Origin of the sequence: Arsenicitalea aurantiaca (genome assembly GCF_003994485.1) — a bacterium.
Taxonomy (GTDB): Bacteria; Pseudomonadota; Alphaproteobacteria; order Rhizobiales; family Devosiaceae; genus Arsenicitalea; species Arsenicitalea aurantiaca.
In genome coordinates, this window is the sequence record NZ_RZNJ01000001.1 from 39,149 (window position 1) to 51,756 (window position 12,608).

The 12,608-nt window shown below is 65.6% G+C and carries 14 protein-coding genes; 8 read left to right on the forward strand and 6 right to left on the reverse strand.

Features of this window, described 5'->3' with window-relative positions:
* Positions 1-51: 51 nt before the first annotated feature.
* Complete coding sequence (locus tag EMQ25_RS00190) at positions 52-1,071, forward strand: TerC family protein (RefSeq protein ID WP_127186538.1); 1,020 nt, start codon at positions 52-54, stop codon at positions 1,069-1,071.
* Positions 1,072-1,140: 69 nt separating this feature from the next.
* Here the strand turns inward: EMQ25_RS00190 and EMQ25_RS00195 are convergent, their stop codons facing one another.
* Positions 1,141-1,431 carry a GNAT family N-acetyltransferase gene (locus EMQ25_RS00195; RefSeq protein ID WP_127186539.1) on the reverse strand — a complete coding sequence of 97 codons (291 nt, stop codon included), beginning with the start codon at positions 1,429-1,431 and terminating at the stop codon, positions 1,141-1,143.
* Between the two features lie 160 nt (positions 1,432-1,591).
* Here EMQ25_RS00195 and EMQ25_RS00200 point away from each other — a divergent pair, with 160 nt between their 5' ends.
* From EMQ25_RS00200 to EMQ25_RS00220, 5 genes are all read left to right on the forward strand, one after another.
* Complete coding sequence (locus EMQ25_RS00200) at positions 1,592-1,966, forward strand: RidA family protein (RefSeq protein ID WP_127187292.1); 375 nt, start codon at positions 1,592-1,594, stop codon at positions 1,964-1,966.
* Positions 1,967-2,113: 147 nt separating this feature from the next.
* Positions 2,114-3,124: an ABC transporter substrate-binding protein gene (locus EMQ25_RS00205; RefSeq protein ID WP_127186540.1), complete on the forward strand. Its 1,011-nt coding sequence runs from the start codon at positions 2,114-2,116 to the stop codon at positions 3,122-3,124.
* A gap of 16 nt (positions 3,125-3,140) precedes the next feature.
* Complete coding sequence (locus tag EMQ25_RS00210; protein ID WP_127186541.1) at positions 3,141-4,604, forward strand: sugar ABC transporter ATP-binding protein; 1,464 nt, start codon at positions 3,141-3,143, stop codon at positions 4,602-4,604.
* Positions 4,601-5,548 (forward strand): ABC transporter permease, encoded by a 948-nt coding sequence (locus EMQ25_RS00215; RefSeq protein ID WP_127186542.1) that lies wholly within the window; start codon positions 4,601-4,603, stop codon positions 5,546-5,548. The genes EMQ25_RS00210 and EMQ25_RS00215 overlap by 4 nt, the downstream gene beginning before the upstream one ends.
* Entirely contained in the window at positions 5,545-6,489 is a 945-nt protein-coding gene (locus tag EMQ25_RS00220) for an ABC transporter permease (protein WP_127186543.1), read from the forward strand. The genes EMQ25_RS00215 and EMQ25_RS00220 overlap by 4 nt, the downstream gene beginning before the upstream one ends.
* Positions 6,490-6,559: 70 nt before the next feature.
* On the opposite strand, the gene EMQ25_RS00225 is transcribed toward EMQ25_RS00220, so the two are convergent.
* From EMQ25_RS00225 to EMQ25_RS00235, 3 genes are all read right to left on the reverse strand, one after another.
* Positions 6,560-7,411, reverse strand: coding sequence for a fumarylacetoacetate hydrolase family protein (locus EMQ25_RS00225; RefSeq protein WP_127186544.1), 852 nt, complete (start codon positions 7,409-7,411; stop codon positions 6,560-6,562).
* 103 nt (positions 7,412-7,514) lie between these two features.
* A complete protein-coding gene (locus EMQ25_RS00230; protein WP_127186545.1) occupies positions 7,515-7,949 on the reverse strand; it encodes an RbsD/FucU family protein in 435 nt (144 codons plus the stop codon).
* A gap of 30 nt (positions 7,950-7,979) precedes the next feature.
* Positions 7,980-8,735: a GntR family transcriptional regulator gene (locus EMQ25_RS00235; protein WP_127186546.1), complete on the reverse strand. Its 756-nt coding sequence runs from the start codon at positions 8,733-8,735 to the stop codon at positions 7,980-7,982.
* Positions 8,736-8,872: 137 nt separating this feature from the next.
* Between EMQ25_RS00235 and EMQ25_RS00240 the strand changes: the two genes are divergently transcribed.
* Positions 8,873-10,426 (forward strand): UxaA family hydrolase, encoded by a 1,554-nt coding sequence (locus EMQ25_RS00240; protein WP_244606418.1) that lies wholly within the window; start codon positions 8,873-8,875, stop codon positions 10,424-10,426.
* 71 nt (positions 10,427-10,497) lie between these two features.
* Here EMQ25_RS00240 and EMQ25_RS00245 read toward each other — a convergent pair whose 3' ends face one another.
* Positions 10,498-11,673: an alpha-hydroxy acid oxidase gene (locus EMQ25_RS00245; RefSeq protein WP_127186547.1), complete on the reverse strand. Its 1,176-nt coding sequence runs from the start codon at positions 11,671-11,673 to the stop codon at positions 10,498-10,500.
* 157 nt (positions 11,674-11,830) lie between these two features.
* On the opposite strand from EMQ25_RS00245, the gene EMQ25_RS00250 reads away from it, so the two are divergent.
* Complete coding sequence (locus EMQ25_RS00250; protein ID WP_127186548.1) at positions 11,831-12,061, forward strand: hypothetical protein; 231 nt, start codon at positions 11,831-11,833, stop codon at positions 12,059-12,061.
* On the opposite strand, the gene EMQ25_RS00255 is transcribed toward EMQ25_RS00250, so the two are convergent.
* Positions 12,058-12,477, reverse strand: a complete 420-nt coding sequence (locus EMQ25_RS00255) for a hypothetical protein (protein WP_127186549.1) — start codon at positions 12,475-12,477, stop codon at positions 12,058-12,060. The two genes, EMQ25_RS00250 and EMQ25_RS00255, sit on opposite strands and share 4 nt — an antisense overlap.
* Positions 12,478-12,608 lie beyond the last annotated feature (131 nt).

Genomic DNA, 12,608 nt, shown 5'->3' on the forward strand with positions numbered 1-12,608 from the left:
TGATCCCGTCGTGATGTCGGAGCTGCTCCAAACATTGGAGTTGGTCCGGACATGGAAAGTCTTCTCGCCGCCCTCACGGGCGATTTCCTCGGCACGCCAGGATATTTCTGGATTGCCTTCATAACCCTCGTCGTCGCGCTGCTCGTGTTCGACCTGGGTATCCTGCATCGCGAAGAGCACGAGATCTCCGCCAAGGAGAGCCTGACGCTCTATTCGTTCTATGTGTTCATCGCGCTATTGTTCGGCGTGTGGGTGTGGTGGGCGCGCGGGGCGCAGGCGGGGCTCGAGTTCTATACGGGCTATCTGATCGAGCAATCGCTGGCGATGGACAACATGTTCGTCATCGCGACCATCTTCGGTTTCCTAGGTATTCCAAGGCTTTACCAGCACCGGGTGCTCTTCTGGGGCATTCTGGGGGTGATCGCGTTCCGGGCGATCCTGATCGGGGTCGGGGCGGCGCTCGTGCATACGTTCGAGCCGATCCTGTTCTTCTTCGGAGCCTTCCTCGTCTTCACCGGCATCAGGATGTTCAAGCATCAGGATGAAGAGCCGGACATGGAAGCCAATCCGATCCTCAACTTCTTGAGGCGCCATTTCCGCATCACCAACACGCTGCACGGCCGCAATTTCACCGTGCGGCAGACCGACCCGAAGACCGGCAAGCTCGCGCTTTACCTGACGCCGCTCGCGGTGGCGCTGATCATGGTGGAAATCGTCGACGTCATCTTCGCGGTCGACAGTGTTCCGGCAGTCTTCGCGGTCACGCAGGATACATTCATCGTCTATACGTCAAATATATTCGCGATCCTTGGGCTGCGTGCGCTCTATTTCGCGCTGGCCGCGGCGATGAACCGGTTCAGGTATCTGCAGATATCGCTGGCAATCGTGCTCGTACTGATCGGTATAAAGATCTTCCTCGTGCCGCTCGGTATCAAGATCGATACACTCTTGTCTCTCGTCACGACGATATCGATCCTCGCCGGTGGCGTGCTGTATTCGCTCTACAAGACGCGGAACGAGCCCAATATCAGCGCAGCAGAAGATCCCAAGCAGGGTCAGCTCGAACCCTGATCGCGACCGCGATCCGAGCCGATCCTGCATGCAAATTTGATCGAAATTACACTTCCTGCACCGCGCCGCTCAGGCGCGGTGCTCTGCCCATTCGGGATGACGGCGAAACTGCGCCTCGACATAGGAGCAGAGTGGCACGATGCGCACCCCGTCCCTGGCGGCATCGGCGACGAGCCGATCGACCAGCAGCGCGGCATGACCCCCGCCACGATGATGGGGCGGAATGCCGGTGTGATCGGCGACCCGGGCGCCGTTGCGCTCGTGATAGGTGAGCTCGCCCTCGCTGCCATCGGCAAAACGCATGACGTAGCGGCCGCGTCCATCCTGATGCTCGTGTTCGATCGGGGGTGTCTCGGTCATTCCGGTGTCCTCAGGGTGGGGATGAGAGGGGATGTCCCGATCAATCGCCGGGGCGGGAAAATGTTGCGTTGACAAGTGCGGCTGACGGGCGGACGGTCGATGGCCCGCAGGCGGCGGGCGGCAATCCGAAAGCGTCCCGATGTCCCTGCCCATCCATCACATGATCGCCTCCGGCCCGCGCCCGGTCGCGCCCTTCTCCCATGCCGTCGAGGCCGATGGCTGGGTGTTCGTCACCGGGCAGATGCCGACCGATCCCGAGGCCCCCGATGCGCCCCTGCCCGAGGGCATTGCGGCGCAGACGCGGCGGGTGATGGACAATCTTATCCTCGTGCTGGGTGGGCTGGAGCTGGGGCTCGACAACATCGTCTTCGCGCGCATCTATCTCACGCAGTTCGAACGCGATTATGCGCAGATGAACAGCGTCTACCAGAGCTATTTCGAGCCCGGCAAACTGCCCGGCCGGACGACCGTCGGGGTGACGGGCCTTGCGGTCGGGGCGCTGGTCGAGATCGACCTCGTCGTGCGCCGCCCATGATGTGATCCTGTCCGAACATTCGCATGATTGCGCGGCGCATCGCTTCGTGCAAAAGTCGTACTGTTGCCTGCATGCTAACATGCCAGTTGGCAATCACGGCCCCGGGCCGTGCGAGGACAGCCCGCCTTGCGGGACAGGGAGGACAGAATGAAAAAGGCAATCGTGCTCGGCGCGCTGGCGCTGGCACTCACTTCGACGACCGCCTATGCGGACACGTCGGACAAGCGCATCGCGCTTTCGAACAACTATGCCGGCAATTCCTGGCGCCAGGCCATGCTGACCAGCTGGGAAACGGTGACCGGCCCCGCCGTCGAGCAGGGGATCGTCGCGGCAGCCGACGCGTTCACCACCGCCGAGAACCAGGCGACCGAGCAGGCCGCCCAGATCCAGAACATGATCCTGCAGGGCTATGACGCGATCGTCGTCAACGCCGCATCCCCCACCGCGCTCAACGGCGCGATCAAGGAAGCGTGCGATGCCGGCATCACCGTCGTCTCCTTCGACGGCATCGTGACCGAACCCTGCGCGTGGCGCATCGCTGTCGACTTCCAGGGCATGGGCCGCAAGGAAGTCGAGTTCCTCGCCGAAAAGCTCCCCGAGGGCGGTCGGCTGCTCGAGATCCGCGGGCTTGCGGGCGTGTCGGTCGATGACGAGATCCACGCCGGCATCGAAGCGGCGATGGCCGAGAACAGCCAGTTCGAGATCGTCGGTTCGGTCAATGGCGACTGGGCGCAGGACGTGGCGCAGCGCGCCGTCGCGGGCATCCTGCCTTCGCTGCCCGAGGACATCGTGGGTGTCGTCACCCAGGGCGGAGACGGCTATGGCGCCGCGCAGGCCTTCCTCGCTGCCGGCCGCCCGCTGCCCATCATCATCATGGGGAATCGCGAGGACGAGCTGACCTTCTGGAAGCAGCAGAAGGACGAGAGCGGCTACGAGACCTATTCGGTCTCGATCGCCCCGGGCGTCTCGACGCTCGCCTTCTGGGTGGCCCAGCAGATCCTCGACGGCGTCGAGGTGCCCAAGGACCTCGTCGTGCCGCTGGTGGAAGTGACCCAGGACAATCTCGAGGAAATGCTCGAGCAGACCGCCGCGGGCAGCGTGACCAACGTCGAATACAGCCTCGAGGACGCACAGGCCGTCATCGCGGACGCAAGCTGAAAGCCCGATCCGGCCCATGATCTCTGGTGACGAGACTGCCGTCATCGCCGTGGACGGCGCCGAAAAGAGTTTCGGCGCCGTTCGCGCGCTCGACGGGGTGAGTTTTTCCGTACGCCCCCATGAGTGCGTGGGCCTCGTCGGACATAACGGGGCGGGCAAGTCGACGCTGGTGAACCTCATCACCGGCGGGCTCGCCCCCGATAGCGGCAGCGTGCTGGTGAGCGGCATGGCGGAGGGGGAGAAATTCTCCATCGCCGGCGCGCGCGCCCACGGGGTGCGCTGCGTCTTCCAGGAATTGTCGCTCTGCCCGAACCTGACGGTGGAGGAAAATACCCGCATCACCCACCCCGCCCTCAAGGGGCTGGGCTGGCGCCGCCGCGCGCGGGCGCTGATTGCGGGCAAGCTCGACGCCATCTTTCCCGGCCACGGCATCGACTGCACGCGCATGATCGGGGATCTCTCGATCGCCGAGCGGCAGATGGTGGAGATCGCGACCGCCTTTTCCGAAAGCGACACCAGGGTGCGGCTCGTCATCCTCGACGAGCCGACCTCATCGCTCGATGCGGGGCTGGCCGCCCAATTGCTCGGCTATGTGCGGAAATTCGTTTCCGAGGGCGGGGCGGTGGTGATCATCTCGCATATCCTGGGGGAAATCCTCTCCACCGCCGATCGGGTGGTGGTAATGAAGGACGGGCGGGTGGTGAGCGAACGCAGGGCCGCCGAATTCACCGTCGAGACGCTGGTGGGCGCGATGGGGAGCGTCGTGCGCGCCCGCGACGCACGTGCGCCTTCGGCGGCGGCGGGCGAGATCGTGCTCACGCGCAAGGCGCCCGCGGGATCGGGCGGGATCGATTTCGTCGCGCGGCGCGGGGAGCTCGTGGGCCTTGCCGGGCTCGGCGGGCACGGGCAGACGCGCATGCTGGTGGGGCTCTTCAACGCGGGCGGCGGGGACTGGGTGTCCCCGAAGGATCCGCGCATCGCGTTCGTTGCGGGGGACCGGCATGTCGACGGCAATTTGCCGCTCTGGAGCATATTGCGCAACATGACCATTTCGCTGCTGCCGGACCTGACGCGGCGCGGGCTGGTCGATACGCGCGCGGAGGCCGAGATCGCGGCGCGCTGGCGCGAGCGCATCGAGGTGCGCACCAAGGACATGGCCAACCCCATCCTCTCGCTTTCGGGCGGCAACCAGCAAAAGGTGCTGTTTGCCCGGGCGCTGGCGACGCGCGCGCCGGTCGTCCTGATGGACGATCCGATGCGCGGGGTGGATATCGGCACCAAGCAGGAAGTCTATGCCATGCTGCGTGAGGAGGCCGCCAAGGGGCGCACCTTTGTCTGGTACTCGACCGAGATGGACGAAATCTGCCAGTGCGACCGGGTCTATGTGTTCCGGGAAGGCCGGATCGTCGCCGAGCTTGCGGGCGCCGAGGTGAGCGAGGAGAGGATCCTCTCCGCCTCGTTCGCGGAGGCCGCCGCATGAGGGGGTTTCTGAGTGCCGACCGCATCCGCATGCTGGTGCCGGCCGCTTCGCTCACCGTGCTGCTGATCGCGGTCTTCTGGCTGCAGCCGCGCGCGATGAGCTATACCGGGCTCAACCTGCTCTTCAACCTCGCCGTGCCGATCGCGCTTGCGACGATCGCGCAGATGCTGATCATGATGGTCAACGATCTCGACCTCTCGATCGGCACCTTCGTGTCGTTCGTGGCGTGCGTGACGGCGACGTTCCTGCAGACCGATCCGGTGATCGGGGTGCTGATCCTTGCCGGCTGCATCGGGGTCTATGCGGGCATGGGCGTGATCATCCACCTGCGCAATCTGCCCTCGATCGTCGTGACGCTCGGCATGTCCTTCGTCTGGGGCGGGCTTGCCGTGCTGATCCTGCCATCTCCGGGCGGGACGGCGCCCGACTGGGTGCGCTGGCTCATGACCTCGCGCCCGCCATTGGTGCCCATGGCGATCGTCGCGAGCGTGCTGATCGCGGTCGTGGGGCATCTGATCGTGATGCGCTCGTCCTTCGGGGTGGTGCTGCGCGGGGTGGGCGGCAATGAGCGCTCGGTAGCGCGGGCAGGCTGGTCGATCGTGCGCGCGCGGGCAGCGGCCTATGCGCTTGCGGGGCTCTTTGCAGTGCTGGCGGGGATCTGCCTCGTTGGGCTCACCACCTCGGCGGACGCCAATATCGCGACGCGCTACACGCTGCTCGCGATTGCCGGGGTGATCCTGGGCGGTGGCGAGTTCACCGGCGGACGGGTCTCCCCGATCGGGGCGGTGATCGGGGCGCTGACGCTGACGCTGGCGGGCTCGTTCCTCTCCTTCCTCCGGATCTCGCCCGACTGGCAGATCGGTGCGCAGGGGGCGATCCTCATTCTGGTGCTGGCGCTGCGGCTTCTGCTCAACCGGCGCGAACAGGCGGAGCAGGCGAAATGAACGCGCTGCGCATGGTCTTCTCAAAACCCTGGATCTGGGCCTTCATCGCGGCGGGGGGCGTGTTCTTCGTCACCGTGATGTTCACGGGCGGCGCCTCGACGATCGGGCTCGGCCAGGCGGCGCTGACCTTCGCATCGTTCTCGGTGATCGTGGGGCTGGGGCAGATGTTCGTCATCACGCTCGGCCCGGGCAATGTCGATCTTTCGATCCCCGCCACCATGACGCTCGCGGCAACGCTGGCGCTCAAGGTGATGGAGAGCCAGAACGGGATGATCTTCGTCGGGCTCCTGGTCGCGCTCGGGGTGGGGCTCGGGGTCGGGATCGCCAATTACGCGCTGATCAAGGCGCTGCGCATCCCCCCGATCATCGCGACGCTGTCGTCGAGCTTCATCATCCAGTCGACCGCGATCTGGTCCAATCGCGGGCTCAGGATCCGGCCGCCGCAATGGATGGCGGACCTGACGACGCAATCGCTGTTCGGGGTCCCCAACGTCGCACTCATTGCCCTTGGCATCACGCTGGTCATCTTCGTGCTGCTCGAAAAGAGCCTCTACGGGCGCTGGGTGTCGGCGATCGGGCAGAACATGCGGGCGGCGCGGATGGCGGGCGTGCCGGTCGACGGGGTGCGGTTCGCAACCTATGTGCTCTGCGCGGTGCTGGCTTCGCTCGCGGGGTTCCTCCTTGCCTCGTTCTCGGGCGGGGCGGCGCTCAACATGGGCACCGAATATCTCCTGACCTCGATCGCGGTGGTGGTGATCGGCGGGACGGCGGTCGCGGGCGGGTTCGCCAACGTGCCGGGGATCTGGGGCGCGTCGCTCTTTCTGTTCCTCGTGGTCTCGATGCTCAACACCTATGGCGCGAGCGCGGGCGTGCGGATGCTGCTGACCGGGGTGATCATCATCGGGGTGATCATCGCGGCGAGCCGGAGGCGGGTGGCCTAGCGGGCTTTAATCGCGCGCAAAGAAAAAGCCCCGCATCGCGGATGCGGGGCTTTTGCGTTTTTAAAGGACCTCAGGCGCCGTAGGCGCGGGTCTTCTGCTGCTGCTCGCCGAGGCCTTCGATGCCGAGCCGCATGGTCTGGCCGGGCTTGAGCCACACGGGCTCGGGCTTGATGCCCATGCCGACGCCCGGAGGGGTGCCGGTGGAGATCACGTCGCCCGGCTGCAGGCTCATGAACTGGCTGATGTAGGAGACGCAGTGCGCGACCGAGAAGATCATCGTCTTGGTCGAGCCGTCCTGATAGCGATGGCCATCGACTTCGAGCCAGAGCGAGAGGTTCTGCGGGTCGGCGACCTCGTCACGGGTGACGAGCCAGGGGCCGATGGGGCCGAAGGTGTCGCAGGACTTGCCCTTGGTCCACTGCCCGCCGCGCTCGGTCTGGAAGTGACGCTCGGAGACGTCGTTGACGACGCAATAGCCGGCGACGTAGTCGAGCGCATCGGCCTCGTCCACATAGCGGGCTTCCTTGCCGATGATGACGCCGAGTTCGACTTCCCAGTCGGGCTTCTTGGTGTTCTTGGGCAGGATCACATCGTCATTGGGGCCGACGATGGCGCTCGTGGCCTTCATGAAGAGGATCGGCTCTGCCGGGATCGGCGAATTGGTCTCGGCGGCGTGGTCGGCATAGTTGAGGCCCACGCAGATGAACTTGCCGACATTGCCGACGCAGGGGCCGACGCGCGAGCCGGCATCGAGCTGGGGCAGCATCGCGATGTCGGTGGCGCGGATGCGCGCGAGGCCCTCGGGGGTGAGGGTGTCGCCGGCGATGTCGCCGACGATGCCGGTCAGGTCGCGGATGGTGCCATCCTCGGCCAGGATGGCGGGCTTTTCGGCGCCAGGTGCGCCGACACGCATGAGCTTCATGTGGGTCTCCTCATAAAGAACGAACTGGTGGCACGGGTTAAGCGCACCCGCGGGCCGGAGTCGAGCCCGCGAGGCGCAAATCCGTTCGGGATGGGCCGATTTGTCAGGCGTCGGGGCGGATAATGCCCTTTTTGAGGATGACGTTGCCGTAGAGGCGCCGCTCGCCGGTCTGCACGATGGCATAGGCGGTCTTGACCCGGTCGTAGAAGGCGAAGCGCTCGAGCGAGGACAGCTTCATGCCTTCCTCGTGCCGGGCGATGATCATGTCGAACTCCTCCATCACCGGCTCGCGCTTGCCGGCATTGCCCACCACCTGCATGCAGATGGCCTGCTCGTCGACGAAATCGTCGAGCGGCATGAGGGTGAGGATGGCATCGAGCGCGTCGGTCGCGGTGTGGCCGTCGAGCCGGACGATCTCGGGACCGGCGCTTTCGGCGGGGTAATTGGCATCGACGATGGCGATCTCGTCGCCATGGCCCATGGCCCGCAGGATGTGGAGCAGGTCCGGGCCGAGCAGCGGCGGAATGTTCTTGAGCATTTGTTGTCCTCCCAGGGATGAAGCCGGCCTCTAGCCGAACGGAAAACTCTGCAGGTCATCGACCGCCGCCAGCCGCTCGCCATCGGCGAAGAGATCGGGATGGGCGCGCGCGAAGGTGAGAAGCTCGGCCATGACCGAATCCACATGGGCCCGCATGGCGGCCTCCGCCCCCGGCGCGTCGCCCGCATCGATGGCCTTGAAGATCGAGAGATGCTCGCTGAGCGAGGTTTCGAGCCGGCGCGGGCTGATGATGAGCCAGCGGGCGCGGTCGAGATTGGCGCGCGCATTCTCGATGACCGCCTTGATCCGCGTGAAGGCCATGGCGGCAAAGAGGATGTCGTGGAATTCGAGGTCGCGCTGATGGAAGCCGGCGCGGTCCCCGATCTCGGCGGCGGCGCGCTGATAGCTCAGATTGCGCTTCAGGGTCTCGACGAGCTCGGGGGTGTTGTTGTTGACGACGATGCGCACCGCCTCGCTTTCCAGCGCCTTGCGGATGACCATGTATTCGAGCACGTCCGCGATGCGCACGAGCGAGACGATGGAGCCGCGCTGGGGGAGGATGTCGACGAGCCCTTCGCCCTGGAGCCGCGCCAGGGCTTCGGAAACCGGGAAGCGGGAGACGCCGAGCCGCTCGCACAGCGCGCCCTTGTCGATCACCTCGCCGGGCTTGAGTTCGAGCGTGACGATGGCCTGGCGGAGCACGTCGGTGACATGCGCCGTCACATTCCCGCGCGTGGCACTGGCGGGCGTTTCGAGAAAATGATAGGGACTTTCCTGGCTCGTCATGCTAACATGTTAGTTCTGATGCCAACCCTTTTCAATCGCAGAAGCGCGGTCTATTGAGGCGAGGCTTCTAGCACGGAAAAGCCAGCCTGCGTCCATCCGCGCCCGCCATCCCGTCGAGACAAAACGAAAGCCGATCCATGTCCGAAACCATGACCCGTCCCGAAGCCCGCACGCTCGTGCTCAACGGCGCCGACAATGTCGCCGTGGCGCTCGCCAATCTCGACGTGGGCACGGAAACCCGGGAAGGGGTGCGGCTGGGCAAGCGCGTGCCCAAGGGGCACAAATTCACCATCGTGCCGGTTTCGGCCGGCCAGCCGATCATGAAGTTCGGCCAGATCATCGGCTTTGCCACGATGGACCTGCCGGCCGGGGAATGGGTGCACGAGCACAATTGCGACATGGGCCCGCTCGCGGGCGCCTTCGAGCGCGACTATGATTTCTGCGCGGGGGTGACCCCCACCCAGTTCGTGCCCGAGGCCGAGCGCGCGACTTTCCAGGGCTATCGGCGCGCCAACGGAAAAGTGGGCACGCGCAACTATGTGGGCATCCTGACCTCGGTCAACTGCTCGGCGACGGTCGCCAAGTTCATGGCCGAGGCAATCAACCGCTCGGGCATCCTCGATGATTATCCCGAAATCGACGGCGTCGTGCCCTTCGTCCACGGCACGGGCTGCGGCATGGCCGGCACGGGCGAGGGCTTCGACATCCTCAAGCGCACCCAGTGGGGCTATGCCTCCAACCCCAATCTCGCCTCGGCGCTGCTCGTCGGGCTCGGCTGCGAAGTCTTCCAGATCGGGCGGATGAAGGAAATCTACGGCATCGAGGATGGCGAGAATTTCCAGACCATGACCATCCAGGAATCCGGCGGCACCGCCCGGATCATCGAATGGGGCGTCGAGCGCATCAAGGAGATGCTGCCGGCCGCAGCCAAGGCCCGGCGCGAAACCATCCCGGCCTCGGAACTGACGCTGGCGCTGCAGTGCGGCGGCTCGGACGGCTATTCGGGCATCACCGCCAACCCCGCGCTCGGGGTGGCCGCCGACATGCTGGTGGCCCAGGGCGGCACGGCGATCCTTTCGGAAACCCCCGAGATCTACGGGGCCGAGCACCTGCTGACGCGCCGCGCGGTCAGCCGCGAGGTCGGCGAGAAGCTGATCGAGCGCATCCATTGGTGGGAGGACTACACCGCCCGCAACCATGGCGAGATGAACAACAACCCCTCGCCCGGCAACAAGCTCGGCGGGCTGACCACCATTCTCGAAAAATCGCTCGGGGCCGCGGCCAAGGGCGGGATGAGCCCGATGACGGCGGTTTATGAATATGCCGAGCCGGTGCGCGAGAAGGGGTTCGTGTTCATGGACACGCCGGGCTTCGATCCGGTCTCGGCGACCGGCCAGGTGGCGGGCGGGGCGAACATCCTCTGCTTCACCACCGGCCGCGGCTCGGCCTATGGCTGCAAGCCCGTGCCCTCGATCAAGCTTGCGACCAATTCGGACCTCTACCGGCGCATGACCGGGGACATGGACATCAATTGCGGCGATATCGTCGACGGCACGATGACCGTCGAGGAGAAGGGCCAGGAGATCTTCCAGACCATCCTGCGGATCGCTTCGGGCGAAAAATCCAAATCCGAAGCCCTCGGCTATGGCGACAACGAGTTCGTGCCCTGGCAGGTCGGCGCCGTGATGTAGTCTTTCGGTAGACCAAATGCAAAACGCCGGCGGGGGACCGCCGGCGTTTTTGTTTCGCGCTCCTCTTGCCCTCAATACCCCTGACGGCGGAGGAGGTCGTTGGAGTAGATGTTGTGGGGGCCGACATTGTGGATGTCGCGTTCGCCCATCAGGGCCATGGTGATGTCCATCTCGCGCTGGATGATTTCGAGCGCACGGGTGACGCCGGCTTCACCGCCTGCGCCGAGGCCGTAGAGGAAGGCGCGGCCGATGAAAGCGCCTTTGGCCCCGAGCGCAACGGCCTTCAGCACGTCCTGGCCCGAGCGGATGCCGCCATCGAGATAGACGTCGACCGCGCCATTGACCGCATCGAGAATTTCGGGGAGGACGCGGATGGAGGAGGGGGCGCCATCGAGCTGCCGGCCGCCATGGTTGGAGACGATGATGGCATCGGCCCCATTGGCGATGGCGAGCTTTGCATCCTCGGGGTCGAGCACGCCCTTGACGATGACGGGGCCGCCGAAGCGCTCCTTGATCCAGCGCACGTCGGACCAGGAGAGGGTGGGATCGAACTGCGAGGCCGTCCAGGCGCTGAGCGAGCCGAGATCGGCCGCGCCCGAGACGTGGCCGTGAATGTTGCGGAAGGTGCGGCGCTGCGTGCCCAGCATGCCGAAGGCCCAGAGCGGGCGGGTGGCCATCTGCCAGACATGCTTGGGGGTGAATTTCGGGGGGGCAGAGAGCCCGTTGCGCAGATCCTTGTGGCGCTGGCCCAGCACCTGCAGATCCATGGTGAGCACGAGCGCCGAGCATTTGGCAGCCTTGGCCCGGTCGATCAGCCGGTAGATGAACTCGCGGTCGCGCATGACGTAGAGCTGGAACCAGAAGGGCCGCGTCGTGTGCTCGGCAATGTCCTCGATCGAGCAGATGCTCATGGTCGAGAGGGTGAAGGGCACGCCGAATTTCTCTGCGGCCTTGGCCGCCTTGATCTCGCCGTCGGCGATCTGCATGCCGGTAAGGCCGGTAGGAGCGAGCGCGACGGGCATGGCGACCTCCTCGCCCATCATCTGCGTTCTGAGGGTCCGGCCCTCCATGTTGACCGCAACGCGCTGGCGCAGCCGGATCTTCTGGAAATCGGCCTCGTTGTCGCGATAGGTGCCCTCGGTCCAGCTGCCGGAATCGGCATAGTCGAAGAACATCTTGGGGACGCGACGCTTCGCCCTGCGCTTGAGGTCGTCAATGGTCAGCATGCGGTCGAGTGCGGTGGGCATCATGTCCTCGGGATAGGAGCGGCGGGTTCGTTCTAAGGGGCTGACATGTTACCCGTCAACTCGACGTAGGGCGGGGTGGGTGCGGGGCGGGTGCGGCGTGATCGCGCCCGGGGCGCGGTTAGCGAAGGGTTAACCGGATGGGGGCAGAGTTCTCCTCATGCGCGTCGAAAAGAAGACCATGGGCTGGATCCAGAAACCGTCTCTCTACAACGAGATGGCGAACCAGCGCGCCAAGCGCCGCTCGGCGATCCAGAGCTTCCAGGCCAATTACGCCGGGCTCGACGCCGCCTTCCAGACCGCGATGACCAACAAGATGAACGGCCAGGCCGAAATCGCCGCCCGCGCGGCGCTGGCGCGGGTGACGAGCCGGGTGGACAAGAGGGTCTAGCCGGGGTCGTCTCCATCGGCCGCGAAGGTCAGGATGCCGAGGGGCGTTTCGGGGGCGGGGTTCTCGGTGAGGGCGAGGAGGAGGACGGCGCGGCCGCTTGTGTGCTGGCTGCCGATGAGGGCGGCGAGCTTTTCGGGCAGGACGAGGCCGGTGGTGGCGAGGGCCTCTGGGGTGCCGAGGCGAACCTCGGCGTCACGGATGCGGGCGGCGATGCTGTCGGTGCCGGGCGCGGGGGCTTCGGCGCGATATTGGCGCGCACCGCGCAGGTTGGCACCTTCGGCAATAGGCGCGGCGAGGGCGTGATCCCAATGGGCGGCGAGCGCGGCTGCGAGCGCGAGGACATAGCCCTCATCGATGCCGGGCATGCCGATCACGTCGGCGAGGCTGGGGGTCCGGTCCGGGGCGGTGGCGGGCATGCGGGGTCCTTTCGGCGCCGTTCTAGGGCAGGCGGGACGGGCCGGCAAGAGCGCCGGGCGTACGGCTGCTTACATGGCGCAACCAAACATAGATTTGCCGCTTTTCTTCTCGTATCGTGCCGATAGCGTCG

Bases quoted from the DNA above. Each gene is read 5' to 3' on its own strand.
- EMQ25_RS00225 (WP_127186544.1), bottom strand. From the start codon at position 7,411: ATGAAGCTCATGCGTGTCGGCGCACCTGGCGCCGAAAAGCCCGCCATC.
- EMQ25_RS00200 (WP_127187292.1), top strand. From the start codon at position 1,592: ATGATCGCCTCCGGCCCGCGCCCGGTCGCGCCCTTCTCCCATGCCGTC.
- EMQ25_RS00240 (WP_244606418.1), top strand. From the start codon at position 8,873: ATGTCCGAAACCATGACCCGTCCCGAAGCCCGCACGCTCGTGCTCAAC.
- EMQ25_RS00250 (WP_127186548.1), top strand. From the start codon at position 11,831: ATGCGCGTCGAAAAGAAGACCATGGGCTGGATCCAGAAACCGTCTCTC.
- EMQ25_RS00255 (WP_127186549.1), bottom strand. From the start codon at position 12,477: ATGCCCGCCACCGCCCCGGACCGGACCCCCAGCCTCGCCGACGTGATC.
- EMQ25_RS00210 (WP_127186541.1), top strand. From the start codon at position 3,141: ATGATCTCTGGTGACGAGACTGCCGTCATCGCCGTGGACGGCGCCGAA.
- EMQ25_RS00245 (WP_127186547.1), bottom strand. From the start codon at position 11,673: ATGCCCACCGCACTCGACCGCATGCTGACCATTGACGACCTCAAGCGC.
- EMQ25_RS00215 (WP_127186542.1), top strand. From the start codon at position 4,601: ATGAGGGGGTTTCTGAGTGCCGACCGCATCCGCATGCTGGTGCCGGCC.
- EMQ25_RS00230 (WP_127186545.1), bottom strand. From the start codon at position 7,949: ATGCTCAAGAACATTCCGCCGCTGCTCGGCCCGGACCTGCTCCACATC.
- EMQ25_RS00235 (WP_127186546.1), bottom strand. From the start codon at position 8,735: ATGACGAGCCAGGAAAGTCCCTATCATTTTCTCGAAACGCCCGCCAGT.
- EMQ25_RS00190 (WP_127186538.1), top strand. From the start codon at position 52: ATGGAAAGTCTTCTCGCCGCCCTCACGGGCGATTTCCTCGGCACGCCA.
- EMQ25_RS00195 (WP_127186539.1), bottom strand. From the start codon at position 1,431: ATGACCGAGACACCCCCGATCGAACACGAGCATCAGGATGGACGCGGC.
- EMQ25_RS00205 (WP_127186540.1), top strand. From the start codon at position 2,114: ATGAAAAAGGCAATCGTGCTCGGCGCGCTGGCGCTGGCACTCACTTCG.
- EMQ25_RS00220 (WP_127186543.1), top strand. From the start codon at position 5,545: ATGAACGCGCTGCGCATGGTCTTCTCAAAACCCTGGATCTGGGCCTTC.